At 55.1% G+C, this 23,306-nt stretch carries 25 protein-coding genes and 2 tRNA genes; 11 read left to right on the top strand and 16 right to left on the bottom strand.

Annotated features, from left to right (window positions below):
- Positions 1-17 precede the first annotated feature (17 nt).
- Entirely contained in the window at positions 18-572 is a 555-nt protein-coding gene (locus MYS68_RS06065; protein WP_248924967.1) for a dihydrofolate reductase family protein, read from the bottom strand.
- A 222-nt stretch (positions 573-794) separates the two neighbouring features.
- Between MYS68_RS06065 and MYS68_RS06060 the strand changes: the two genes are divergently transcribed.
- Positions 795-3,086 (top strand): ATP-binding cassette domain-containing protein, encoded by a 2,292-nt coding sequence (locus tag MYS68_RS06060; protein WP_248924966.1) that lies wholly within the window; start codon positions 795-797, stop codon positions 3,084-3,086.
- Positions 3,087-3,180: 94 nt separating this feature from the next.
- Here MYS68_RS06060 and MYS68_RS06055 read toward each other — a convergent pair.
- Positions 3,181-3,264, bottom strand: a tRNA-Leu gene (locus tag MYS68_RS06055).
- A gap of 129 nt (positions 3,265-3,393) precedes the next feature.
- Here MYS68_RS06055 and MYS68_RS06050 point away from each other — a divergent pair.
- Entirely contained in the window at positions 3,394-3,819 is a 426-nt protein-coding gene (locus MYS68_RS06050; RefSeq protein ID WP_248924965.1) for a hypothetical protein, read from the top strand.
- A 16-nt stretch (positions 3,820-3,835) separates the two neighbouring features.
- On the opposite strand, the gene MYS68_RS06045 is transcribed toward MYS68_RS06050, so the two are convergent.
- From MYS68_RS06045 to MYS68_RS06035, 3 genes are all read right to left on the bottom strand, one after another.
- The gene (locus MYS68_RS06045) at positions 3,836-4,018 is read right to left on the bottom strand and encodes a hypothetical protein (RefSeq protein ID WP_248924964.1); all 183 of its coding nucleotides are present in this window, start codon (positions 4,016-4,018) and stop codon (positions 3,836-3,838) included.
- A 139-nt stretch (positions 4,019-4,157) separates the two neighbouring features.
- Positions 4,158-6,104 carry a heavy metal translocating P-type ATPase gene (locus MYS68_RS06040; RefSeq protein ID WP_248924963.1) on the bottom strand — a complete coding sequence of 649 codons (1,947 nt, stop codon included), beginning with the start codon at positions 6,102-6,104 and terminating at the stop codon, positions 4,158-4,160.
- 241 nt (positions 6,105-6,345) lie between these two features.
- Positions 6,346-6,750, bottom strand: coding sequence for an SRPBCC family protein (locus tag MYS68_RS06035; RefSeq protein WP_248924962.1), 405 nt, complete (start codon positions 6,748-6,750; stop codon positions 6,346-6,348).
- 174 nt (positions 6,751-6,924) lie between these two features.
- On the opposite strand from MYS68_RS06035, the gene MYS68_RS06030 reads away from it, so the two are divergent.
- A complete protein-coding gene (locus MYS68_RS06030; protein ID WP_248924961.1) occupies positions 6,925-7,170 on the top strand; it encodes a hypothetical protein in 246 nt (81 codons plus the stop codon).
- Positions 7,171-7,186: 16 nt separating this feature from the next.
- Positions 7,187-7,333: a hypothetical protein gene (locus MYS68_RS06025; RefSeq protein WP_248924960.1), complete on the top strand. Its 147-nt coding sequence runs from the start codon at positions 7,187-7,189 to the stop codon at positions 7,331-7,333.
- Positions 7,334-7,576: 243 nt separating this feature from the next.
- On the opposite strand, the gene MYS68_RS06020 is transcribed toward MYS68_RS06025, so the two are convergent.
- A tRNA-Leu gene (locus MYS68_RS06020) sits at positions 7,577-7,660 on the bottom strand.
- 165 nt (positions 7,661-7,825) lie between these two features.
- Between MYS68_RS06020 and MYS68_RS06015 the strand changes: the two genes are divergently transcribed.
- Both MYS68_RS06015 and MYS68_RS06010 read left to right on the top strand, forming a co-directional pair.
- Entirely contained in the window at positions 7,826-8,146 is a 321-nt protein-coding gene (locus MYS68_RS06015; protein WP_248924959.1) for a DUF3862 domain-containing protein, read from the top strand.
- Positions 8,147-8,402: 256 nt separating this feature from the next.
- Positions 8,403-8,630, top strand: a complete 228-nt coding sequence (locus MYS68_RS06010; protein ID WP_248924958.1) for a hypothetical protein — start codon at positions 8,403-8,405, stop codon at positions 8,628-8,630.
- A gap of 11 nt (positions 8,631-8,641) precedes the next feature.
- On the opposite strand, the gene MYS68_RS06005 is transcribed toward MYS68_RS06010, so the two are convergent.
- The 4 genes from MYS68_RS06005 to MYS68_RS05990 form a co-directional block, all read right to left on the bottom strand.
- The gene (locus MYS68_RS06005; protein ID WP_248924957.1) at positions 8,642-8,851 is read right to left on the bottom strand and encodes a hypothetical protein; all 210 of its coding nucleotides are present in this window, start codon (positions 8,849-8,851) and stop codon (positions 8,642-8,644) included.
- 40 nt (positions 8,852-8,891) lie between these two features.
- Positions 8,892-9,113 (bottom strand): hypothetical protein, encoded by a 222-nt coding sequence (locus tag MYS68_RS06000; RefSeq protein WP_248924956.1) that lies wholly within the window; start codon positions 9,111-9,113, stop codon positions 8,892-8,894.
- A gap of 87 nt (positions 9,114-9,200) precedes the next feature.
- Positions 9,201-9,527 carry a hypothetical protein gene (locus tag MYS68_RS05995; protein WP_248924955.1) on the bottom strand — a complete coding sequence of 109 codons (327 nt, stop codon included), beginning with the start codon at positions 9,525-9,527 and terminating at the stop codon, positions 9,201-9,203.
- Between the two features lie 93 nt (positions 9,528-9,620).
- The gene (locus MYS68_RS05990; protein WP_248924954.1) at positions 9,621-10,190 is read right to left on the bottom strand and encodes a xanthine phosphoribosyltransferase; all 570 of its coding nucleotides are present in this window, start codon (positions 10,188-10,190) and stop codon (positions 9,621-9,623) included.
- A 331-nt stretch (positions 10,191-10,521) separates the two neighbouring features.
- On the opposite strand from MYS68_RS05990, the gene MYS68_RS05985 reads away from it, so the two are divergent.
- The gene (locus MYS68_RS05985) at positions 10,522-11,262 is read left to right on the top strand and encodes a DUF4309 domain-containing protein (RefSeq protein WP_248924953.1); all 741 of its coding nucleotides are present in this window, start codon (positions 10,522-10,524) and stop codon (positions 11,260-11,262) included.
- Positions 11,263-11,341: 79 nt separating this feature from the next.
- Here the strand turns inward: MYS68_RS05985 and MYS68_RS05980 are convergent, their stop codons facing one another.
- Positions 11,342-11,923, bottom strand: coding sequence for a DedA family protein (locus MYS68_RS05980; protein WP_275983759.1), 582 nt, complete (start codon positions 11,921-11,923; stop codon positions 11,342-11,344).
- A gap of 687 nt (positions 11,924-12,610) precedes the next feature.
- Here MYS68_RS05980 and MYS68_RS05975 point away from each other — a divergent pair.
- A complete protein-coding gene (locus tag MYS68_RS05975; protein ID WP_248924951.1) occupies positions 12,611-13,657 on the top strand; it encodes a YkvI family membrane protein in 1,047 nt (348 codons plus the stop codon).
- Here the strand turns inward: MYS68_RS05975 and MYS68_RS05970 are convergent.
- Entirely contained in the window at positions 13,583-13,984 is a 402-nt protein-coding gene (locus MYS68_RS05970; protein ID WP_248924950.1) for a hypothetical protein, read from the bottom strand. The two genes, MYS68_RS05975 and MYS68_RS05970, sit on opposite strands and share 75 nt — an antisense overlap.
- Before the next feature lie 9 nt (positions 13,985-13,993).
- The gene (locus MYS68_RS05965; RefSeq protein ID WP_248924949.1) at positions 13,994-14,278 is read right to left on the bottom strand and encodes a hypothetical protein; all 285 of its coding nucleotides are present in this window, start codon (positions 14,276-14,278) and stop codon (positions 13,994-13,996) included.
- 69 nt (positions 14,279-14,347) lie between these two features.
- Between MYS68_RS05965 and MYS68_RS05960 the strand changes: the two genes are divergently transcribed.
- From MYS68_RS05960 to MYS68_RS05950, 3 genes are all read left to right on the top strand, one after another.
- A complete protein-coding gene (locus tag MYS68_RS05960) occupies positions 14,348-15,595 on the top strand; it encodes a hypothetical protein (RefSeq protein WP_248924948.1) in 1,248 nt (415 codons plus the stop codon).
- Positions 15,596-15,665: 70 nt separating this feature from the next.
- Positions 15,666-16,448 (top strand): glucose 1-dehydrogenase, encoded by a 783-nt coding sequence (locus tag MYS68_RS05955; protein WP_248924947.1) that lies wholly within the window; start codon positions 15,666-15,668, stop codon positions 16,446-16,448.
- 29 nt (positions 16,449-16,477) lie between these two features.
- Positions 16,478-17,434, top strand: coding sequence for a DMT family transporter (locus MYS68_RS05950; RefSeq protein ID WP_248924946.1), 957 nt, complete (start codon positions 16,478-16,480; stop codon positions 17,432-17,434).
- Here MYS68_RS05950 and MYS68_RS05945 read toward each other — a convergent pair.
- From MYS68_RS05945 to MYS68_RS05935, 3 genes are all read right to left on the bottom strand, one after another.
- Positions 17,431-20,622 (bottom strand): AAA family ATPase, encoded by a 3,192-nt coding sequence (locus MYS68_RS05945; protein WP_248924945.1) that lies wholly within the window; start codon positions 20,620-20,622, stop codon positions 17,431-17,433. The two genes, MYS68_RS05950 and MYS68_RS05945, sit on opposite strands and share 4 nt — an antisense overlap.
- 73 nt (positions 20,623-20,695) lie before the next feature.
- Positions 20,696-21,988 (bottom strand): metallophosphoesterase family protein, encoded by a 1,293-nt coding sequence (locus MYS68_RS05940; RefSeq protein ID WP_248924944.1) that lies wholly within the window; start codon positions 21,986-21,988, stop codon positions 20,696-20,698.
- Between the two features lie 5 nt (positions 21,989-21,993).
- Entirely contained in the window at positions 21,994-23,121 is a 1,128-nt protein-coding gene (locus MYS68_RS05935) for a glycosyltransferase family 4 protein (protein ID WP_248924943.1), read from the bottom strand.
- Positions 23,122-23,306 lie beyond the last annotated feature (185 nt).

The following is a 23,306-nucleotide window of genomic DNA, read 5'->3' as shown; positions in this document are numbered from 1 at the left end:
CTGCCAGCTGTGCTGCATTATTTCCCATTTAAATGATAGATTAGTTGCACAACGCCAGAGGAGAACGTTCTTGTATGAACCATTTTTAAATTCAACCTCTGTTTTATATCAATAAACAACGGTTTTCCTTCTCCCAAAATAACAGGATGAACAGATAATCTAAATTCATCTACAAGCCCTAAATGGATAAAAGTTGTAATAAGATTTGCTCCACCATATAGCCAGATGTCTTTACCGGGCTTATTCTTTAATTTATTTACTTCTTCAAGAATATTATCATTTATGAATATTGCTTGGTTATCAGTCCCTTTTTGCGTCCTGGAAAACACATATTTCTCTTTACTATGAAATAATTCCCAAAGTTCTTTATCATTATCCGTTTGTTCAATTTCTGGAGTAAATTGTCCCCATAAATCATAGCTTTTTCTTCCATAAAAAATAATATCAATTTGTTTTAAGAAATCAATAAACCCCATCTCAGAGTCCATTATGCACCAATCGACTTCCCCATTTCTCCCTTCAATAAAACCATCCAAAGTAACTGCTAAATCTAAAATGATTTTCCGTTTCAAGATTCGTTACTCCTTTCGTTGATCTATCTATCACTCATTATAGACCTTATATATGTCACCTTGTGTCATATTAATAACAGGAGGGGTACTTGTCAAAGTGTTGGCTCACGGGGGAAACCGGAACCGTTTCGTTTTCATCCGCCGCACGATTATGACAGAAGATGTCATAATAATACTTGTATACTGATCCGTGTATGAACTACGCGAAAAGGTGTTGACTGTATGGATCAGAATTGCATCGTCATCAAGGGCGCGAGAGAAAACAACTTGAAGGATATTACGCTTCGCATCCCGAAGCGGAAGCTGACGGTTTTCACCGGGGTATCCGGCTCCGGCAAGTCGTCGATTGTTTTTGACACGATCGGCGCCGAGGCGCAGCGGGAGCTGAACGAAACGTTCAGCGCATTCATCCGCAACCGGCTCCCGAAATTCAGCCCGCCCGAAGCGGACGCGATCGAACATTTGTCCCCCGCTATCGTCGTCGACCAGAAACGGCTCGGCGGCAACTCTCGGTCGACCGTCGGCACGATCACGGATATCTACGCGCTGCTGCGGCTTCTGTTCTCGCGCGTCGGGCAGCCATTCGTCGGCAATTCGAACGCGTTCTCATTTAACGATCCGGCCGGGATGTGCCCGGAATGCCACGGCGTTGGCAAGATTGTTTCGGCAGACGTCAGCAAGCTGTTGGACCGGACAAAGTCGCTGAATGAAGGCGGCATTGCTTTTCCGACGTTCCGCGTCGGCACGTGGTACTGGAAGTTATACGTGATGTCGAGACTTTTCGACAATGATAAGAAATTGGAAGATTACTCGGACGAAGAATGGAACTTATTACTTTACGGCATCGGCGGGAAGGAAGCGAAAATCTCGTTCGATACGCCAACCGGCCCGATGGACGCGAGCTACGAAGGTGTTGTCACGAAATTCGAACGGCTTTACATCAAGCGGGATTCGGAGGAAATGGCCGAAGCGACATTGAGCCGCGCCCAGCCGTACATGATGTTCGCCCCTTGTCCGCTCTGCCGCAGGACGCGGCTCAATCAAGCGGCGCTTAACTGCCGTATCGGCAGTTTGAACATCGCGGAGATGGCCGCCATGGAGGTCGGCGAGCTCATATATGTCGTGCGCAGCATCCGGGAGTCGGTTGCGGAGACGGTAACATCCGCGCTAGCCGAGCGGCTCCAACAACTGATCGACATCGGACTCGATTACCTTAGCCTCGACCGGGAAACGGCGTCACTGTCCGGCGGCGAATCGCAGCGAATCAAGATGGTGCGCCACCTTGGCAGCAGCCTGACCGACATGCTGTACATTTTCGACGAACCCAGCGCCGGACTGCACCCGAGGGACGTTATTCGGTTAAACCGGCTGCTCCGTCAGCTGTGCGACAAGGGAAACACGGTGATAGTCGTCGAGCACGACCGCGACGTCATCACGGCCGCCGATCATATCGTAGACGTCGGCCCACACGCCGGCGTTCACGGCGGGCGGATCGTCTATGAAGGGGACGTTGAAGGACTGCTGTATGCCGACACCTTGACGGGCCGGTACTTGCGGCACGAGCTGACGCTGCGCAAGGACGTCCGCAAGCCGACAGGCTCCTACCCGATCGTCGATGCGGCGCTTCATAACTTAAAGCGGGTATCGGTCGACATCCCGGCAGGCGTGCTGACGGTCGTGACCGGCGTAGCCGGCTCCGGCAAAAGCTCGCTGATCAACGGCGAGTTTCTGGCGCGCTATCCCGAGGCGATTGCGACGAACCAGTCGGCAGTCGGGGCGTCGGTCCGCTCGAACCCTGCGACGTATACGGGCATTATGGATGAACTGCGCAAGTTGTTCGCAAAGGCGAACTTCGTCAACGCCTCTCTGTTCAGCTTCAATTCGTCGGGGGCATGCGAGACGTGCCAGGGGCTCGGCGTCCTCTATACGGACCTCGCCTTCATGGAGGGCATCCGCACAGTCTGCGAAACGTGCGGCGGCCGCAGGTTCAAAGAGGAAGTGCTGCAATACCGGTACCGAGGCCGATCCATATCGGACGTACTGGCGTTGACGACCGAGGAGGCCCTGGCCGTATTCGACAAGCATCCGTCCATCCGCCGACGTCTGCAGGCGGTCGCGGACGTCGGGCTCGGCTACGTGACGCTCGGGCAGCCGCTGAGCACCTTGTCGGGCGGCGAGCGCCAGAGGCTGAAGCTCGCCTGTGAGCTGCACAAGGCGGGCAGCATTTACGTCATGGACGAGCCGACGACCGGCCTCCACATGTCCGATGTCGGGCTACTGCTCGACATCATGAACCGCTTGGTCGACGCCGGCAACACGGTCGTCGTCATCGAGCATCACCCGGACATAATCCGGAGTGCGGACTGGATCATCGACATGGGCCCGGAAAGCGGCGCCCGGGGCGGCATGGTCATATTCCAAGGGACACCGCAGCAGCTCGTCGAAGGGCAAGGTGCCGCGGCGCGCTCGATCACCGGCAAATATTTGCGTGGCGAGCTGCCATTTTGGCATTAGACTTGGAAACGTGATATGAGACTCGGGGAATTATCTTAGCCATAAAACAAATCAGCCCTTCAGACTGATTCTGAAGGGCTGATTTCAACTATTATGCGGTCGAGAGGACTCGAACCTCCACGGCTGTTACACCACTAGAACCTGAATCTAGCGCGTCTGCCAATTCCGCCACGACCGCAAGGACAACATGAATTATTATAATCAGTATCGCACCAAAAGTAAAGTGTACAACATACACCGAAACCAAAACTTTTTCCAGCCCGGCTGCGTCTGTATCAGTAAGATGTTTCGCGGGGAGGATTCCGGCTTGCGTATTTTCAGGTACATTTTGGTAATGTGGACATCGTTTGCCCTTCTGTTCAGCCTCTCCATCCTTGTACTGGAGCTGATGGAAGGAAGCAAAATTACAACAACCGAATATTACGGACTTCGCAACATAGGAATCGTTTTCATAGGTATGATCGGCCTTACGGCCAGCCTTATTTACCCTGCTACCTTGATGCCGCTGTCTTGGCTCCTTCGAACACGGGTAATGTCTGCTGCCGCCCGAATTACTCTGTATACCTTTTTGGGCGGCATATGCGGGGTAATCATTTTCGACTGGATGTATGACGACTACTTTGTTAAAGACTACGACTTAAAGGTCAGCAGCGCAGTGATAATCTTCAGCGCATTCGGTCTGCTTTACGCCCTGGCCGATCAGTTCTCAATTTTGCGGGCCGTTGAAAAATGATTTGTAATGCAATTGCTTAGAGTGCAATTGTGTCTTTTCTTTCGGACAAAACTGCCGAAGCAGAGAATGCCTCCTGTTTAGCGGATTGTTTGTTATCAAAATACAGGCGTCTCCGTCTGTCGTTTTCAAAAGTTATAAAAATACACAAACTGCCTACAGCTATCAAAGCAAATGAAACCACCGCAAATAAAGCTTCCATGTGTATCCCCCATGAACAATAATGATAATGAGAATTGTTATCATTATATCGCCTCAAACCTTTGGGGTCAATAAAAAAACAAACAAGTGTAGGAGCCCGTACACTTGTTTGTCTGTAATTTGATCCGTTCCGTTCATCTCTAGCCGCGCAGCAGCCGCAAGCCGTTCAAGATGACAAGGATAGTGCTTCCTTCATGCCCGATTACTCCGAGAGGAAGCGCGATACCCGTTATAAAGTTTGCCGCAATCAAACATGCAATAACCGAAACGGCAATGACCATATTTTGCTTGACAATCTTTATCGTACGTTTGCCGAGCGCTATGGCGGCAGCGATGTTTTCGATGCCGTCGTTCATGAGAACCAGATCGGCCGTTTCCAGAGCGGCATCGCTTCCCGCTCCGCCCATCGCAATGCCGACGGTCGCCATGGCTAATGCGGGCGTGTCGTTTATACCGTCACCGACCATCGCAACTTGGCCGTAAGTTCGCTTCAGCTCCTTAATATGATTGACCTTATCTTCAGGCAGCAATTCCGCGTATACCAATCCAATTCCGGCTTCTTGGGCAATCGTTTGAGCCGTTCTTTTCTGATCCCCGGTTAACATGGCGACTTCGACGCCGAGTTTCTTTATTTCGGCGATTGCCCGCTTCGCCTGCTCCCGGATCCCGTCCTGCAGCGCGATCACGCCGACAACATTATGGGAGTTGTGTAGCACCGTTACGGTTTTACCCTGCTGCTCCAGCCGGCGGATCACAGATTCCAGTTCTCCCGTCATCATCCCGCCGCCGAGCAAGGTCGGTTTTCCTATTTTCCAGCTCTCGCCTCTCCATTCCGCCTGTACTCCCCAACCCGTCAAAGCTTGGAATTCCGTCGGCCGTTCAAGCGGGATTCCTTGTTCTTTTGCTTTAAGCACGATGGCTTTGGCAAGCGGATGTTCGGACAAACTCTCGATGGACGCGGCAGCTTGCAGCATTTCGGTTTCCGTCATCCCCCCGCAGGCAATAAGATCGGTTACTTCGGGACGGCCGTTCGTCAGCGTCCCCGTCTTGTCGAAGGCTACGACTTTTACCCGGGCCAGGTTTTCGAGATGCGCCCCTCCTTTAAAGAGAAGCCCTTTTCTGGCGCTGTTGGAAATGGCGGACAGCATAGCCGGCATAATCGATGCCACCAAAGCACACGGGGAAGCGACAACGAGAAACACCATCGCTTTATACAGCGCATCTTTCCACGTCCAATCGAAAAGCAGCGGCGGAATAAGAATCAGCAAAAGTGTCATCATAATAATGGTTCTCGCATAGATGCGTTCAAAACGCTCGATGAACATTTGGGAGGCCGGCTTCTCGCTTTGCGCTTCCTGAACCAATCGAATGATTTTGGCAAACAACGTTGATTCGCTGGATTGTGTCACTTCAACGAACAGCGCTCCTTGACCGTTCAGCGTGCCTGCGAATACATCGTCCCCGGCCGTTTTGTCCACCGGAACGGATTCCCCTGTGATGGAGGCTTGATTGACGGCGGATGTTCCTTCCTTTACGGTGCCGTCAGCAGGGATGCGTTCGCCGGGTTTCACCAAAACAACGTCGCCCACCTCTATTTGTTCGATAGCGACAACGGTTTCCACCCCGTCCCGATAAAGAGTGGCCGTCTCCGGCTTCAAATCCATCAGAGAGGAAATATCCCGCCGGCTGCGATCCATCGTATAACTTTCCAAAGCTCCGCTGACTGAAAAAATGAAAATCAGCATGGCGCCTTCCGTCCAATAACCGATACTGGCAGCGCCGATAGCCGCCACTATCATCAGCAAATTAACGTCGAGATCGCGTTCCGCAACGAGCGTATGCAGGCCTTCCTTCGCTTTCACAAATCCGCCGACCACAAAGGCAAGCACGTAAACGGCGACGGACCATCCATGGGAAGCATGGCCAATCCCCCAGGCCGCAGCAAGCAAAACTCCGCTTGCCAAAGCGGCGATGCCCTCGCCGTACCGTTCCATCCAAATATATGCTTGTTTCCTGGCGGTAGAAGGATAAATAGAAGCCTGCTCATGCGCTAGACCGTCTGCAGCGCCGATAGAAGATGATTTCATTTGGAGTTCGCTCCTTCTCATTGAGAATGATTTGCATTTTTATTCCCCTTAAAACGACACATGCTGCTCCTGATAAGGAGCAGCATGCAGAACGAGAACACTCTCGCATTTGCTTTATTCAATTCATTTGTTTTGATGCAACTTTATAATAATTATTTTAATAAAGGAATCAAAAAAAGTAAAGAATGATTTTTAACTTGAAGCGGTAAAGCGTTCGACGATGCCTCGCCGTGCAAAGATATTAACGGCTGGCTTCCAGTACTTTTTTTAAACTTTCCAGATCGTATTCAATGATCTCCGCACCGGCTGCAAATTGCTCGTCTGACATAAAGGGAAGCCGGAACATCGTTAAAATCACTTCGCTTCCGGTACCGTTAGGAAAAGCCCTCATCGGAAAATAAATCTCCATACCCGGGGCAGGAACGACATAGTAATCCAGCACACCCAGCGCGTTCTTTTCCACAAATCGAATGTCCAAGCTGCCGTTTGCCGTCTTCATCGTCCATCCATGGCCCGCTTTAATAACATCTGTGCAATCTTTTACCCAAGAAGGCAGGTTTGCTCCGTCATAGACAAATGCGTACACCTCCTCCGGGTCTCGTTCAATGGAAATACCGAATGTTCGAGCAGGGGAAAAAACAGCCATTTTTACGCCTCCTTTTTTTGATTGACTCAATCAGTTGATATTAGAGTAACGCATTTTTTCGGCAGCTGTCAATTTCTTTCCGTGTGCCGCTCTTGGTTCTCCAAAAAAGCAGGGATTCGAACTCGATCTGCCACACGATCCGCTCGTCCGTGGCGAGCTCCAGAAATTTCCCCTTTGTCGAATTCGCCCCTTGAGGCGATTCAGCTCGTCTGCCAAAGATCCAACGATGACAAAACGCTGTTCAAGGAAGGCATCGATAAGGAAAAGGCGCAAAACATCATTATATGGACGATAAACGGCCTTCTCGACAGTCAGTTCCGATATGGCGATGACTTCGATGCCTATAAGTCGCATGCTGATGAATTGATAAACGGGCTTGAAGAGTATTTGCAAATTCTTCGTAAAATCCTGTATCGATAAAAGGAGCCGATTAAATATGTTCATTCATGTTGCAAACTTAAAGAAAACTTATACAACAGGCGTGGTCAGAACGGAAGTTTTAAAAGGAGTCAGCATGCAGCTTAATAAGGGGGAAATCGGCATTATTCTCGGGCCGTCCGGTTCCGGACAAAATCCACACTGATGAATATTCTCGCCCGTGACGATCAATCCGCTTTACATCGGAATCGGGTTTGTTGTTGTCATGCTTTCCTACGAGTTGTCGAAGCTGCTTAGCAAGAGAAAAGTCAATGCCGTTTCCATGAGTGAAGCCTTAAAAGCAGGAACGGAGTAGAGGAAGCGACGAAAGAACGCGGGTCATTCCGAGCATACAAAAAGGCTCATCAATCACATTTGCGTGATTAATGAGCCTTTCGTTCGTAAACGATGCGGTCGAGAGGACTCGAACCTCCACGGCTGTTACACCACTAGAACCTGAATCTAGCGCGTCTGCCAATTCCGCCACGACCGCATGAAATGAATCGCGTATTCATGATATTACCACGCTGGAACGGACAAGTCAATACCCGGTTTTCTGGACAAAGCACCCTTTTATTCGCTAAAATGAATAGGCGGGCCCATCCAAGGGACTACTAACATCAAAACACGACGGAATGAAAGTAAGGAGTGATGAACGATGCGCAAGTGGGCTATTTTGTTGACTGCCGCCATGCTGATGATCGGTGCCGGTTGCTCTGCAGCTCCAAAGCAGCAGCAGCAACAACAGGAAGTAACGATTACGAAAGCGGAATTCGACAGCATTAACCCGGATGCTTCGTACGAGGACGTGCAAAAGGCTGTCGGAGGTCCGGGGCAGATTGTTTCCGAAACCGGCGATAAAAATCTCCCCGATTATACCGTTACCTATCAGTATAAAGGCGATAAGCCGAATTCATCGGCAAAGATTACTTTCCGCGGCAACAAAATGATCAGCAAATCGCAATCCAATCTCGAATAACATTTTTTAAACATGCTAAAGATCTTCATTCGCATACGATGTGAAAGAAGGTCTTTTTATTTGAAAATAAGCCAGGCCAAAAAACCCCAAAATGGAAGCGTAAACAAAATGCCGTAAACCGTTCCTTTCAGCGCAGAGCCTTCCTTAGCCATAACTTCTCCTCCCGCTTATGTGCCTGGTTGGATTATCAGTATATGACGAACCGTTCAGAATATACATGCAGTAAGACGCAAAAACGAAAAAGGAGATGAACCGGATGATCATCGTCCAATTGCTGTTCGGCGTTTTGCTCGCCTGCATTTTGTGGGGACTGTTCAGACTGACGTTTCAGCTGCTGTTATGGGGTTTCATCGCGGCTTTTGCGCTGCTGCTCATCTTTCCCGGAGGACTTTTGCTGCTGGGGGGGATCGGTTTTGTCATGCTGTCCCTGGTGAGCACGCTTGGCCTGCTGTTTCTGATCTCCTTGTTTACGGGAGCCAGGTGAGAGCGGTCCGGTTAGCCTTCGCGGTAAGCCTTGAGCGCCTGAAAAGCCAATTCCTGAAGCTGCTCCGGGCTTTTCTGCGCGGGAACGTCAAACAGATGAGTCGCGTCAAGCGGGTCCTGCCTGCGGTCTGCAGGCAGCATCACGACCTCGCCTTTCCACTGTCCGTCCGGCTGCTTTTTAGCAATGACTACATGAAATTCATCCAAAGGAATGTAATTCATTAACCTCACCTCTTCCCTTAGGATATCCCGCAGCCGCGGATCAAATACCGAGCCCTTCCGTGCTCCTCGGCTCGCTGTAAGGCTGGTACCGGTAGCTCCTTTTCAGCTTTACCATATTTTTATTCCGCTTGCGGATAACCACATGCTCGTCATCCCAAGCCACGACAATCCCCCGCACATCGTTGTCCGGGTTTGCATCGCGAATAACCCGAAGCAGCGTTCCGTCCAGCCGGTATTGATCCAATTGTTCATCGCTAATCATTTTTCCAAACCTCCTTATCGCTGATTAAAAAAAGACCCGGCTTCCGGTGATCCGGTCTGCGCAGGTCCCTATATGACAGTTGATTATTCAGCCGACATGTTCCTTGGAATCGTTCGTTTCAAACCAGTAATCGAGCACTCTGCTGGACATGACGCGTTTCTTGATATACTCCGTTTGCTGGGCGGAAAATTGCCCCTCCCACTCCACGTTCAATTGGTCACAGAGCTTTACGATCGTCAAGAGTTCGGACCACGCCACGTACCTTTTGTACCAAAAAAATTGAGGATGCTCAATCATATAAGGATAAAGGTCGTCGAACTCGGTATGTTTGCAATCCAGGGCACGTTCGAAATGGGTCTTCGCCTCAGACAGCTTTGTCAACAGGAAATCAGCCGGAATTACAGTCTCACCCATAGTTATGCCTCCTCTCTCACTTAAGGTACATTATAAAGGAAAAACGTTTGAGAGGGAAGGTACTTCAATTTTGAAAATAATTCTTCATTTTCATTATTCGAACATGATTTGCCCGTTCTCCATCGAGGCGATTTTAACGAGGGACTCCACTTCAATGCCTGCCTCGCGAATGGAGCGACCGCCGGATTGGAACGACTTTTCCACAGCGATGCCCATCCCGGCTACGACTGCCCCGGCCCGGCGAATGACGCGAATTAATCCTCTTGCCGCATCCCCGTTGGCAATCATATCGTCAATGATCAATACCCGTTCTCCCTCTTTCAAAAACTCCTTGGATACCACGATATCGGTTACGATCCCTTTGGTAAAAGAAGGAACGCGCTCGCTCCAGTTTTCCTCGTCGGTTGTCAGCGTCTTTTTGCGGCGCGCAAATACGAGCGGCACCTTCAGCTGAAGTGCGGTTGCGAATGCGATCGGAATACCCGACGACTCAATCGTAATCACTTTATCGATTCCGGCCTCCCCGAACCGGGAGGCAAATGCTTTGCCCATCTCCATCGTCAGCTCCGGATCGACCTGGTGATTCAGGATCGCATCAAGCTTGATCACGTCCTTGGACAACAGGACGCCGACTTCCAATATTTTTTTCTTCAATAAGTCCATACGTTACCTCCACCGACATACTTGCAGTTAAACTTATCATACCGCAAAAGTGAGTTTCAAGTACTATCTTTGCAAAACATTTGAAAAGAAGCGCAACTTTTTTAAAGGAAATGATGTCTATAATAGTAAAGCGTATGAAAAATGTACCTTGGCCATGAAATTCGCTTTCAGAAAATAAAAACGGCCCGTTTTCATAAAATTCGGCTGAAAATCCCCCATTTTCGCCCTTTGTCGCGAGGCGCTGCACAGAGTATGATTAGTGATGTTGCCAATGAAAGTAAATCCATGAAAGCAAGCCCATGAAAGCAAGCCCATGAAAGGATGATTGCCCGTGAATTATAAATATCGTTTCATTTCGGTAGCCGCTATTCCTTTCATCCTTATGATGCTCATCACCGGGTGCAAACAAACGGAATCGGCGGAACGGGCTGCGGGAGCCGTAAATACACCCGAGCCGATAACCGTCGTCCCGGCCCATCAAGATATAACGCCTGCAGTTCAGGCACCTTCTGCGGTTAATGCGGCGCAGCTTGCCGGCCAACCGGAGGAAGCCCATCCCGGAGACAAGGTGACGTTGTCGAGTGCAGAGCAAAGCGGAGCCGCACAGGAGAAGACGGCGGAGCCTAACAAACCGGCTTCCTCCCCAGCACCCACTCCCAAGCCGAAGGTGGAGGTACAGGAATCGTACAGCCAAGCCAAGCCGTCGCTGATGGGCCTTACGATGAAAACTTCTCCCGAGACGGTCATCGCCAAATTCGGCGAGCCGAAGGAGCAATTTACGATGGATGACGATACCGACCCGCTTACGGTGTTCGATTACACCGATTTTACGGTCGGCTTTAATAAACAAAAGCAGCTTCAGTTCGTCGACGTGCGCAGCGCGGAAGTCGACCCCGGACTGAACGGTCTCACGCTCGGCCAAACCGTAGAAGACGCCTACAATGCGTTAGGCAAGCCGGATTCCAACACAAGTTACGTGTTATCGTACAAATCGGAAGGCACGGTGCTCAAGCTGGATGTCGACCCCAAGTCGGGACAAATCACTTCGATCAAGCTGTTCTCCGGCAAATAAACGCTTCCGACCCGGCAAAAATAAAAGCTCCTTTCGCGCGTTACGCGGAGAGGAGCTTTTATTTTGTTACGAGACTTTGTTACGAGACCGCTTTTTTTCTACGGCGAATGTACCAATAAACGACGATGCCCAGTATAACAAGCAAAACGGCAATGCTTATGCCCATATATTTATGGATCAAGTTCAGCAGGGCCGGCGCGTTTTCCCCGATCAGGTGACCGAGTGTCAAAAAGCTGAACACCCAGATCAGCGCCCCTGTTCCGGCATAAAGCAAATAACGCCAAAAGCCGACGCCGCTGACTCCCGCCAAATAACAGGTGAAATGGCGAACCCCCGGCACGTAATATCCGAAAGCGACGGTCCACAGACCGTATTTATGAAACCAGCCCTCCGCTTTCTCCAGGCGGCTCGGTGAGAGCTTCACCCATTTGCCAACACGGTAAAGCACCGGCTTCCCCACTTTTCGGCCGAGCGTGTAGCTGACGATCATTCCGGTCATCGCTCCGAGATAACATACGACAAATGACATGGAATAGGAAAGAACCCCCATCGAGGCTAACGACCCCACGGTCGTCATCAAAATCTCGTCGGGCACCGGTAAACCGACAATTCCCAGCGCGAGCAGCCCGAATAGAGCGACATATCCGTATTGCGCGATCATATCCAATAGTTGTTCCTGCACGCCCACACGCTCCGTATTGAAAAATATTGCTATCCTATTCTAGCAGAAAAATGATCAATTGGCGAACAAGAGGGTCCCGACCCCTAAGTCCCCTTTGAAGGGGCCCCGGGATTCGAAGCCGGCTTTGCTCCAAAGCACTCAAGGCGCTCGGCTCGGGCAATGTTATCAGGTTAACGCTTTCGATGGATCGAGGTCCATATCTGATAGGACTTGCTTCTAAAAATAAGCAGCTTATTAAAATAGCGGAATACACGTTCGCTATTCTCGAAAAAATAGCTGCATCGGAAAAATAAAGGAACTGGGATGCGCTAAATCAATGGAAAATGGCATTTTGTATCGGACGAACAGGCAAATAGAGCACCTGAGTTCCGCTAATTTCCAAAAATATCTGAAAAGGATCGATTTAGCGCACCATAGTTCCGTTATGGTCGCGCTGAACTTGACAACTTTGCGCTCGGGTGCCCCGGACCCGCTCAAGCTCTACCATTCGCGAACATTACTATAAGAAAAGCCCCCGCCTCGATTGCTCCTATCCCCCGCCATAGTCCGTTCATTTCCAGTTAATTGACTTCTCCTATCTCAAGAAAGCAAAACAAAGGCATGCCGGGCTTGCTGCGTACATACCTTGTACTAAACAGGTTGTACAAAGGCGGAGGCGCGGTATTTATGAAAAAAATAGCCACTATCCTGCAAATCAGCTTTACGTATACCGGGACCGTCGTCGGGGCCGGGTTCGCGACGGGACAGGAAATCGTCCAGTTTTTCACCAAATACGGTTGGATGGCTACGTTTACGATCGCCGTCGCAAGCACCTTGTTCGTATGGCTCGGCATCAAGCTGATGCTGCTGGCAAGCCAGGTCGGCGCCAAATCGTATGAAGATATGAATGCGTATTTGTTCGGCCCGAAGCTGAGCAATTGGATCAGCCTGTTTACGATGGTCGTTTTGTTCGGAGTCACAACGGTGATGCTGGCCGGAGGCGGTTCGGTTTTTGCCGAACAGCTTCACGGGTCCTATCAGACGGGGCTCATCGTAACGGTCATCCTCGCCTATGTCGTTCTGACCCGCGGCATGAAGGCGATTTTGACTGTTAATTCGATCGTGGTGCCGATGATGCTGTTTTTCAGCGGCGTCATCGTTTGGCATACGTGGGATTCCCCCAGTTCGGGGAACTGGCTCCGGATGACGTCCGACTATCCGCTGGAAACGATCTGGGCCGCACCGTTCCTGTATTCGGCGTTTAATCTGGCGATGGCTCAAGCCGTGCTCGTCCCGCTCGGAGCCCAGACTAAGGATCGCTCAGTCCTGTTTTGGGGCGGCATTTGGGGCGGGGTCGGCATCGGGATTATGCTGCTGGCCGGCCATTTTGCACTGTCCGCGCATATGCCCGGCATCGCCCAGTTCGACATTCCGATGGGCGGCATCATTGAGCGGCTCGGCGGGGTTTTGCAGGCGATGTTTATCCTGGTCATTTACGGAGAAATTTTTACGACGTTCGTCGGCGATATTTACGGGCTGTCGCTGCAAATCGAGCAGCGCTTCTCCATCCCGAACCGTGCGGTTATTGCCGCGGTGCTCGCACTAAGCTATGTAGTCAGCCAATTCGGCTTCAAAACGCTGCTTTCCACGCTGTACCCGCTATTCGGGCTGGTCAGCATCGCCTGGATGGTTATGATGATTTGGCGCACGCAAGCTCCCGGAACGAACCATTGATAATACTAACGCAAGGCGAACCACCATAAACAACATGCCCAGAAACGTAAAGACGAAGCCGCACAGCAAGTAACCGTAATGATACAGCGGGTAACTTTCGCGGTCCCGTATGACCGCAAGCGCATCGGTAAACAAAAACAACGACCCGATCAGAAATAATATGATCAGAGCATAATCGAACGAGGTCCATTTGAGCAGCACCGGCGGCTCGTAGGCGGAAGTTTCGGGCTGCTTCCTATGCTGAAGGTAAAGCCATGCCATGAAAACGGCGGCACCGGTGACGAACAAACCGATGAGGCCGCCGAATAAAGCCAATAAAAAATTCATGAGTTCCTCCTATGCCGTTCTGATGAGAATATAAACCAACGTTAGACAAACGAAAAAGCTGACCGCCGGCAGCGTCCACAGCACGTAGGGCAGCAAGCGTTCAGATACCGTCGGAACAGGACGAAACAAATAACGATTCAAAAACAAATGGACGGTTTCAATCCGCGTGCGCGGGAGCTCATCGGGCTTCCCACGCCCCTGCTCGGTCCCGTCCTGCGATTCATGGCGAATTTTCCCCCGCTTCCAGCCGACCTGATAAGTAATTTCGCGGTTCGGTTTTTTTTCCGTATCCACGGACGGACCTCCGTTTCATGAAGATTTTGGCTCTTATCTTCATAGTAGTCCATCTGCGCCGGACTGGCAATGGCAAGCTTATTCAGAGGCAGCCAGATTGGCGCGCTAAACGGGCCGAGAGCGGCTTTTTCCGCCTTTCCGGCGGCGACGCTGCGCGATTGCTCGGCTGAGAGCCGGTTTTTCCGGCTCTCAGCTCGCTCGGTAGCCGACTTCGGCGCGCTAAGCGGGCCGAGAGCGGGTTTTTCCGCCTTTCCGGCGCCGGCGCTGCGCGGTTCCTCGGCTGAGAGCCGGTTTTTCCGGCTCTCGGCTCGCTCGGTAGCCGATTTCAGTGCGCTTTGCAGGCCGAGAGCGGCTTTTTCCGCCTTTCCGGCGTCGGCGCTGCGCGGTTCCGCGGCTGAGAGCCGGTTTTTCCGGCTCTCAGCTCGCTCGGTAGCCGACTTCGGCGCGCTAAGCGGGCCGAGAGCGGGTTTTTCCGCCTTTCCGGCGCCGGCGCTGCGCGGTTCCGCGGCTGAGAGCCGGTTTTTCCGGCTCTCGGCTCGCTCGGTAGCCGATTTCGGCGCGCTAAGCGGGCCGAGAGCGGCTTTTTCCGTCTTTCCGGCGTCGGCAGTGCGCGATTGCTCGGCCGAGAGCCGGTTTTTCCGGCTCTCAGCTCGCTCGGTAGCCGATTTCGGCGCGCTTTGCAGGCCGAGAGCGGCTTTTTCCGCCTTTCCGGCGTCGGCGGTGCGCGGTTCCGCGGCTGAGAGCCGGTTTTTCCGGCTCTCGGCTCGCTCGGTAGCCGACTTCGGCACGCTTAGCAGGCCGAGAGAGGGTTTTTCTGCCTTTCCGGCGCCGGCGGTGCGCGATTGCTCGGCTGAGAGCCGGCTTTTCCGGCTCTCAGCTCGCTCGGTAGCCGATTTCGGCGCGCTAAGCAGGCCGAGAGAAGGTTTTTCCGCCTTTCCGGCGGCGGCGCTGCGCGGTTGCTCGGCCGAGAGCCGGTTTTTCCGCCTCTCGGCTCGCCTGGATGCCGATTTCGGCGCGCTATGCAGGCCGAGAGCGGCTTTTTCCGCCTTTCCGGCGCCGGCGCTGCGCGGTTCCGCGGCTGAGAGCCGGTTTTTCCGCCTCTCGGCTCGCACGGTTGCTGGTTCCGGCGCACTAAGCAGGCCGAGAGCGGCTTTTTCCGCCTTTCCGGAGTCGGCGGTGCGCGATTCCTCGGCCGAGAGCCGGTTTTTCCGCCTCTCGGCTCGCCTGGATGCCGATTTCGGCGCGCTATGCAGGCCGAGAGCGGCTTTTTCCCTACCGCTCGATCGTATTGCTCGCAGGAAGCCCTTCCCGATATAGCTATATTTTGTAGTATAATGGTTTAAATAAAAGCACTTCCAACTCCGACGAAAGAAAGGCGGTCATTCGGATGAGCAACGAACACGTGCAAATGTCGCCCAAAGTCGCGATTATAACCGGCGGCGCTCAAGGGATCGGAAGAGCCGTCGCGCTGCGGTTCGCATCCTCCGGCTACAAAGTATCCGTCGCCGATGTCGATAAAGAGGCCGGACTGGAGCTGGTGAAGCTTATAGGCAAGGCCGGCGGTGAAGCGATGTTCCTGAAGGTCGACGTTGCCGAGCAGCAGGAAGTGGAGCGCTGGATTCGGGTTACCGTGCAGGAGCTCGGACGCATCGACGTGTTGGTCAACAACGCCGGAATCGGCAAAAACGGCCCCGTGCTCGAGCTGCCGCTCGAGGCGTTTGATAGGGTTATCGGCGTCAACCTGCGAGGCACGTTCATCTGCTCCCAGCTCGCCGCCCGGGAAATGCGCAAGCTCGGCAAAGGGGCGATCGTCAACATCGCTTCAACGAGAGCGCTTATGTCCGAGCCGAATACGGAAGCTTATTCCGCTTCGAAAGGCGGAATTTTGGCGCTCACTCACGCGATGGCGGTAAGCTTGGGGGGGTTCGGCATACGAGTTAACGCGATCAGCCCCGGCTGGATAGAAACAGGCGACTGGCAAAAATCTTCGAGAGCGTCCGTACCGGTTCACAGCGAGCGCGATAAGCTGCAGCACCCTGTCGGGAGAGTCGGCAAACCGGACGATATTGCCGCGGCGTGTCTTTATTTGGCCGAGGACAGCGCTTCGTTCATCACCGGGCAAAATCTCGTCATCGACGGTGGCATGACCGTGAAAATGATTTATGAATGACATCATGGGAGAGTAGGGGTACATTCATCATGTGGTTACTTTACGCATCGGCATCGGCGGTCTGCTTTGGCCTCCGAGGCATTTTATACCAGTGGACGTCGAAAAAACCGATCGATCGCAACATGCTGCTTTTAGGGGTATATGTATCGGGCACGCTGGTTGCGCTCATCGCAAACGGTTTTATCCGCCAGCCCTGGACCACGGGCGCCTGGATCGGCATCTTGATGGGGCTGTTTTCGTTTGCCTCCAACGCCTCGATGTATAAAGGCTTTGCCGTCGGCAAAGCCTCACTTGTTGCGATATTGACCGCGCTTCCTCCGGTTGTCGTGGTCGGTATCGCCTTTTTGCTGTGGGGAGAAAAATTGAATGCGTGGCAGACGTTCTCCTTCGCGGTGATCGTCGCCGGCATCTTGATGGTAAGGTATTCGAACGACATTTCGCTGAAAAATTTGCAAGGCGCGCATTGGGGCATCCTCGCGATGCTCATGTTCGGTTTCACCGACTTGGCGTCCAAACAATCGACGCTGCTTGGCGGACAAACGCTGCCGACGCTGACGGTCATGTATGCGACCGGATCGCTATTGTTTCTGCTGTCGGGCGCGGCCGCGCGGATGCGGGAGCGCCAACGAGGCACACGACATGCTTCCGATGCTAAAGCACGGGCCGAAACGGCAGCGGGCCGTGAAGCCGTCGCTTCAAAAACCGCCCCGGAAACACTGACTCCGGTACCGGCGCCGCAATGGCCCCTTGTGCGCACGCTGCTGTGGGGAATGGTCGTCGGACTGACCAACATTTCCGGCATGATGCTCGTGCTTCCCGCCTTCCGTCTCGGGGTGACCGGCCTTGTTTCGGCCGTGATTGCCGCCAATGTGCTGCTTATTTTGCTGTACGCGCGCTTCGTGCTGAAAGAAAAATTCAGCCGCCTCGAAATCGGCGGCATGGTGCTCGCCATCGCCGGCATACTGATATTACGGGTAACCGGCTAGCCCTGCCCCTCAAGCTCGATCACATGCAATCCCGGAACGATCCGCTGCGCTTCCTCCCTCATGTGATCATGGCACGTAAACAGCAGAACCTGGTGGTCGCGGGAAATTTCGCTTAAGAGCGTCAGGCTTCGGCTCATCCGCTCCTTGTCGAAATTGACCAAAATATCGTCCAATATAAGCGGAAGCCGCACATGATTGGCATATTCGTCCACCAAGGCGAACCTCATCGCCAAAAACAGCTGCTCCGCCGTCCCCCGGCTCAGCTCCGACGTTTCCAGCATGCCACCTTCGCTTCGTTCCGCCAAAAGCCGCTGCTCCTCGAACGGAGCGACGACGCGAACATACCTGCCCCCGGTCAATCGGCTGAAATAAGCCGATGCCCGCTGCAGCACAGCCGGCTGCCGTTCCTTCTCGTACACCCGCTTGGCGCCGGCAAACAGCTGAGAGCAAACCGACAGCGTTGCCCAGCGGGAAACCAGCTGCAGCAGCTCCGCTTTCTGCTCCTCGAATTGCTGCAGCTTGCGTCCATGGTCCGCATCGTTCTTCAGCCTTTCGATTTCATGCAAAAGCCGCCCCCGGCGGTCTCTTGCCGCATCAAGCTCAGCTTCCAGCTCGGCAAGCTGCCTCTCGGCCTGACCGATCGCCAGCCGCAATTCCGCTTCATCCGAACGCATCAGCAGGTCGATCAGACGATTCGCGCCATCCTCCGTCCGCCAGCCGGCGAACATCGCTTCCAGCTGCCGTTTCTCCTGCAGCAGCCGCTCTCGCTCCTCCTGCTCTTTGGCGATGACGCGCAGCTGCTCGGCGTTCGCCGCACCGGCCTGCTCCAGCAGCCGGCCGAGACGGTGCTCCACGCGCTGCAGCTGCTCCTGAAGCAGCGCGGACTGCTCGTCCGCCTCGCGAAGCTGCGCTTCGAGCAGCCGCCGGGCCGCGAGCGTTTGCTCCGCCGCTTCGGCCCGCTCCTGCCAGCGCTTCAGCGCGAGCACCGGCTCCTCAAGCGCCGCCGGGCCGAGCAGCCGCGCAGCGTCCTCCGCGAAGCGGCTGCGCTCGGCCGCCAGCGCCGCGAGCCGCGCGGCCGCTTTGTCGCGGCGCCGCGCGATGTGGCCCGCCTGCTCGGCGAGCTGCGCCGCCTCCAGCGCGGCCTCGGGCGTGCAGCCGGCTGCGAGCCCGGCTGCGGCGAGCCACTCGCGCCAGCGGCTGCACAGCTCGCCGGCGGCCGTCTCGCGCTGGCGGCGCTGCGCTTCCGCGGCGCGCTGCCGCTCGCGGAGCTGCTGCTCTCGCTCATGCAGCTCCGCGAGCCGGCCGGCGAGCCGCCGTACCTCGGCGGCGGCTTCCTCATGCTGCTGAAGCGCCTGCTGCAGCAGCTCAAGCCACGCTCCCGCCGGCTCGGGATCCTCCCCGAGCGGTAGGAGCGCAGCGCTTGCGGCGGCCGCCTCGGGCATGGCGGGCAGCATGCGAAGCTGCTGCCCGAAGCGTTCGCGCAGCTCCGCCTCCCGGCGGCGAAGCTGCGAATCGGCGCCGCCGTCGCCGGAGGCGGCGGGCATGCGCCCGCGGCGCGGGCGGGCCGGGCCGCGCAGCCACGGCACCGCGGCGCTGGCCGCGGCAACGGCGAGCGCCGCGAAGCCGAGCGCAGCCTCAAGCGCGCGGCCCGCCGCGAGCAGCGCCGCCGGCACGGCGAGCGCTAGCAGAGCGAGCGTGACGGCGAGGCGGCGCGCCGAAGCCGCCGCCTCGCGGCGCAGCCGCTCGTCCGCTTCGCGCAGCGCCTCCTGCCCGGCCCGCTCTGCGGCTTCGCGCTCTTCGGCGTAGCGCCGCTCCTGCTGCGCCTGCCGCCAATCGGCAGCCAGCCGGCTGAGCGAGGGCAGCTCGCGCTTCCATGCCTGCGCCGCCGCTTCGTCGAAAGCGGCGAGCGGACCGGCGTACCGCTGCCTGAAGTCGCGCAGCCGCTCCGCCTGCTTCGCGCTGGCGGCCGCCGCCTCCTGGACGTCCCGCAGAAGCGCCGCGGCTTCCGCCTCCGCAGCGGCGTTCTGCTCCGCCAGCCGGGCGAAGGCAGCCTGAAAGCCGCGCAGCTGTTCGCGGGCCGCGACGGTTTGCGGGAAAGCGGCCAAAGCCGCTTCATTCCACGAAGGGTCGATGCGGCTCAAAAGCTGCTCCAGCTCGACCTGATCGCGCTCCAGCTCCGTTTGCAGCTGGATGATATCGCGCTGCATCTCATCGTAATAACCGGCCCGGCTGAGCAAATGCCTTAGCCGCTCCTCCGCTTCCTGCGGCAAACGATCCGGAACTGCAGTCTCCTGCAGCTCCTTCTCCCACGTCTGCCGTTTGAGACCGATGCGATCCAGATCCGTCAGAAGCCGTTCCCGTTCGCCTTCCAGCTGCTCCAGCCTGTGGGCCGCCTCCTCCGGGAAGGCGTCCCGCTCCGGCAGTTCCTCCAGCCTCGCGCGCACAATCTGCAGCCGCTGCCACGGATCGAGCAGACGAAGTCCGCTGCGCAGCAGCTGGAGCAGCCGCTCGAGATCGCCTCTGCGGCTCGCGAGTCCGGCGATATGACCGTCGCCGTCGGCCAGCTTGCTCCGCAGGCTGTCATATTGCATCGCCGCTTCCATGCTCGCGCGCAGCTCCGCTTCGATCTCGCTCAGCCGCGCAGCCGCCTGATTCAGCGGCTGTGCCTTGCCGCGCGGCTTATAAAGCTGCTCCATTTGTCCGGCGAGCCGTTTCTCCGCCTCGCGAATCCGGCTCACGCCGGCCCCGAGCCCGGCGCTGTATAGATAACTTCCGACTTCGTCCGTTTGCAGCGTCCGCAGCTCCTGCAGCTCGGTCAGACCGAAGGCGAACACGCTGCGGAACAGCTCCGGCGTAACGCCGCCGAGCAATTCGGCGAGTTCTTTGTCTCCTCCGCCCGTCCCATCATCGTAGGTGAGCTTCACCGCACCGGCGGCCGGCACTCTTCCTTTGGCGCCGGCCGTCCGTTCGACGCGCACTCTTCGGCCGGCTTCGTCCAGCATCATCAAAGCGCCTTCTCCGCCTTGGCCGCGGGAAGCAAAGCCGAACAAAACGGCGCGTATAAACTGCATCAAGGTGCTTTTTCCCGCCTCGTTATGTCCGTACACGAGCGTAAACGAAGCATCCGTCTGCAGCCGGACATCGCGCAAGCCGCCGTATTGGCGCAAATCGACGCCAGTCAGCCTCATCCTCCGCCCTCCTTAACAGTCCGCCGCAAAACCGGCAATGCCGGCTTATGGCAGCATCTCTTCTCCATATGCCTCAACCCGCTTCCTCGTCCGCGAGCAGGTCGATCGCAAGCTGCTCCGCCGATTTGTGCCATTCCTCGCGCTCACATGACGAAATTCCGGCGAGCAGCTTGCGAAGTGCCGAATGGCCCATCAGCGGAGCGAGCGCTTCGCCGTATAAAGCTTCCAGTGCGGCCGGTTCCTGCGCCGAAGCTCTCGATAAACGAAGCAAATCTCCAAGAAAGCTGGCCTGCTCCATAAGATGGTCCGCGTCGATATCCGCTCCGGTTTTGTCGACAACCGATTCGATCCAGACGAACGGGAAATGCGGCGAGCTCTCCGCTGCATTCGCTTCCTTCGCGCGCAGCAGACCTGTGAGCTCGTCCAGGTAAAAGCGTTCATGCAGCAAGCCGTGCAGCGGCCCCCTGCCCGCCAGCTCCAGCCTGGCAACGGCAGCTCTTCCGTCCGAAGCTTCGCGCAGCCGCTCCGTTTCATCCTCCAGCAGCTCCTTGAGCTGCTGCTCCGTTTCCAGTCCGGCGATGGAAAGCCGGACATCGTACCATCTCACCGAATCGAGCGGATGGAATGCGAGCCTCGACTCGCCCCGCTCATCGACATCGACAAGGTAGCAGCCCTTTTCTCCGCACTCCCGAATATGTCTGCCTTGAATGTTTCCGGGGTATACGATAAGCGGTTTTTCATCCCGGATCACCTGCCTCGTATGTACATGGCCAAGGGCCCAATAATCGATCGGCTTGTCCGCCAGCTCCCGCGACCGGCAAGGGGCGTAATTGTCGTGGGCAGGATCTCCGTCCACATTGGCGTGAAGCAGGCCGATCCGGTACTGTGCGGTATCCGACGGGTCGAAGCGCGCCGCCAAATTGTCGGTAACGGACGCCGAGCCGTAGGAGACGCCATAGACATACGCTATGGTACCCCGGTCCTTTGTCACGACGGGAAAACCCTCCACCGCATCGGCTCCGAAAAACTTTACCGACTGCGGGTATGCAAGCTTGGCTGCTCTCCCGTCCAGCGGATCGTGATTTCCATGCACGACAAAGGCGGGTATGCCCGCCCCCGCCCATGTTTCCAACGCTTGTTGAAAGCGGATTTGCGCGCGCAGCGAACGATCGGCTGCGTCATAAACGTCCCCGGCGATGACGACGAAATCCGCACGCTCTTCCATCGCCAGCCTGACCAGCCTATCCAGCGCGGCGAAGGTCGATTCGCGCATCCGCTCGCGGATCGCCGCGGGAAGCCCGGACAGCCCGCGAAACGGACTGTCCAGATGCAAATCCGCGACATGAATGAAACGAAACGGCTTCATGTCGTTCATTCCTTCCGATAAGAACGGTATACCGCTCTCAGCTGCTGGATGACGCGCGAGAGCGAATACGTGTTTTTCGCTTTATCCCAGGCAACCCGGGCCAAGTTGTAGCGGTACTGCGGGTCGATGATCACTTTTTCCAGAGCGCCGGCCAGCGCCTGAACGTCGTCGACAGGCACGAGCAGCCCGTTTTTGCCGTGTTCGATTTGCTCCGGAATCCCCCCTACCTGCGTCCCGATCACGGTTAATCCGCACAGCGCGGCTTCTGCGAATACGGAGCCGAACGCCTCGGCCCGGGAAGGCAGCACAAACACGTCGAAGAACGGCATGAAATCTTCCGGATGGAGCATATAACCGTAAAAAATGATTTCCTCGTAGATGTTCAGATCCATCGCCATATCTTCCAGCTCCTGGCGAATCGGACCGTCTCCGATCAGATGGAGCACGAACGAATGCCCGCGCTGCTTCAGCTCCGCGCACGCCTGAAGCAATATGTCGAGCCCTTTCGCCGGGACGAGGCGGCATACGGTAATCAGCTGCGGAATTTTATTTTCGTGCGGAACGGGACGAAATCTTTTCTCGTCGAAGCCGTTCGGAATGACGCCGACCCGCTCCGGTTCCTGGATATAATCGGATAAATAATGCTTGAATGAATTGGAAACGGTGATCAGTTGATCGAGCCGGTCTTCCAGCTCGCGGTAAATCGACGTTAAAAACGCGTGCTCCGGACCGTTTTCCTTGATCTTTCCGTTCAATATGAGCTCGCGCTCATAACTGGAGTGAATCGTCATGATGACCGGCGTATCCGGAAAAAGCTGCTTCATCACCAGTGCGGCGATCGGATGATGCGCATGAATGAGATCGTACGTTTTATGGAGCCGCAGCTTCGTCCACCAAACGTAATCCTTGTACGTTTGAATGTATTTGTCGACGACGGGGTTCCCAGCATAACGCTGCCAGTCGAATGTGGAAAATGCGACTTCTTCGGTTCCTTTTTGCCTTACGCGTTTGGGCAAGGAAAAAAGCTCCATACTCCAGCCTCTTTTGTTGAACCTGTCTAAAATATAGGGAACCATGGAGGAAACGCCCCCCGGTTGCTCCGGCGGAAAAAATAATGCTTGCAGTATGTTCATGGTACCCCTCCCGAGATGTTCCGTTCATTTTCAAGTCCGAAGTCTTCTGCCCAGCATGAACGGCTCGATTCTATTTTACCTGCTAAAGGCTCCCGCGAAAAGAGAACAAGGCGAAGCATCCGGAAAAGAACTTCCGCAAATCTTGCATATTTTTACCGGTTAGTCCCTGCGATTCATTGCCAAAA

The organism is Paenibacillus hamazuiensis (genome assembly GCF_023276405.1).
Lineage (GTDB): Bacteria > Bacillota > Bacilli > Paenibacillales > NBRC-103111 > Paenibacillus_AF > Paenibacillus_AF hamazuiensis.
This window is presented reverse-complemented; position numbering and strand designations above follow the sequence as displayed.

What these genes read in the sequence shown, in the direction of transcription:
- MYS68_RS05990 (WP_248924954.1), bottom strand. Translation starts at nt 10,190, where the DNA reads ATGGACTTATTGAAGAAAAAAATATTGGAAGTCGGCGTCCTGTTGTCC.
- MYS68_RS05995 (WP_248924955.1), bottom strand. Translation starts at nt 9,527, where the DNA reads ATGGGTGAGACTGTAATTCCGGCTGATTTCCTGTTGACAAAGCTGTCT.
- MYS68_RS05975 (WP_248924951.1), top strand. Translation starts at nt 12,611, where the DNA reads ATGAAAAAAATAGCCACTATCCTGCAAATCAGCTTTACGTATACCGGG.
- MYS68_RS05945 (WP_248924945.1), bottom strand. Translation starts at nt 20,622, where the DNA reads ATGAGGCTGACTGGCGTCGATTTGCGCCAATACGGCGGCTTGCGCGAT.
- MYS68_RS06010 (WP_248924958.1), top strand. Translation starts at nt 8,403, where the DNA reads ATGATCATCGTCCAATTGCTGTTCGGCGTTTTGCTCGCCTGCATTTTG.
- MYS68_RS05955 (WP_248924947.1), top strand. Translation starts at nt 15,666, where the DNA reads ATGAGCAACGAACACGTGCAAATGTCGCCCAAAGTCGCGATTATAACC.
- MYS68_RS06015 (WP_248924959.1), top strand. Translation starts at nt 7,826, where the DNA reads ATGCGCAAGTGGGCTATTTTGTTGACTGCCGCCATGCTGATGATCGGT.
- MYS68_RS05970 (WP_248924950.1), bottom strand. Translation starts at nt 13,984, where the DNA reads ATGAATTTTTTATTGGCTTTATTCGGCGGCCTCATCGGTTTGTTCGTC.
- MYS68_RS06000 (WP_248924956.1), bottom strand. Translation starts at nt 9,113, where the DNA reads ATGATTAGCGATGAACAATTGGATCAATACCGGCTGGACGGAACGCTG.
- MYS68_RS05935 (WP_248924943.1), bottom strand. Translation starts at nt 23,121, where the DNA reads ATGAACATACTGCAAGCATTATTTTTTCCGCCGGAGCAACCGGGGGGC.
- MYS68_RS05980 (WP_275983759.1), bottom strand. Translation starts at nt 11,923, where the DNA reads ATGATCGCGCAATACGGATATGTCGCTCTATTCGGGCTGCTCGCGCTG.
- MYS68_RS06060 (WP_248924966.1), top strand. Translation starts at nt 795, where the DNA reads ATGGATCAGAATTGCATCGTCATCAAGGGCGCGAGAGAAAACAACTTG.
- MYS68_RS06005 (WP_248924957.1), bottom strand. Translation starts at nt 8,851, where the DNA reads ATGAATTACATTCCTTTGGATGAATTTCATGTAGTCATTGCTAAAAAG.
- MYS68_RS05940 (WP_248924944.1), bottom strand. Translation starts at nt 21,988, where the DNA reads ATGAAGCCGTTTCGTTTCATTCATGTCGCGGATTTGCATCTGGACAGT.
- MYS68_RS06040 (WP_248924963.1), bottom strand. Translation starts at nt 6,104, where the DNA reads ATGAAATCATCTTCTATCGGCGCTGCAGACGGTCTAGCGCATGAGCAG.
- MYS68_RS06045 (WP_248924964.1), bottom strand. Translation starts at nt 4,018, where the DNA reads ATGGAAGCTTTATTTGCGGTGGTTTCATTTGCTTTGATAGCTGTAGGC.
- MYS68_RS06035 (WP_248924962.1), bottom strand. Translation starts at nt 6,750, where the DNA reads ATGGCTGTTTTTTCCCCTGCTCGAACATTCGGTATTTCCATTGAACGA.
- MYS68_RS06025 (WP_248924960.1), top strand. Translation starts at nt 7,187, where the DNA reads ATGTTCATTCATGTTGCAAACTTAAAGAAAACTTATACAACAGGCGTG.
- MYS68_RS05960 (WP_248924948.1), top strand. Translation starts at nt 14,348, where the DNA reads ATGGCAAGCTTATTCAGAGGCAGCCAGATTGGCGCGCTAAACGGGCCG.
- MYS68_RS05950 (WP_248924946.1), top strand. Translation starts at nt 16,478, where the DNA reads ATGTGGTTACTTTACGCATCGGCATCGGCGGTCTGCTTTGGCCTCCGA.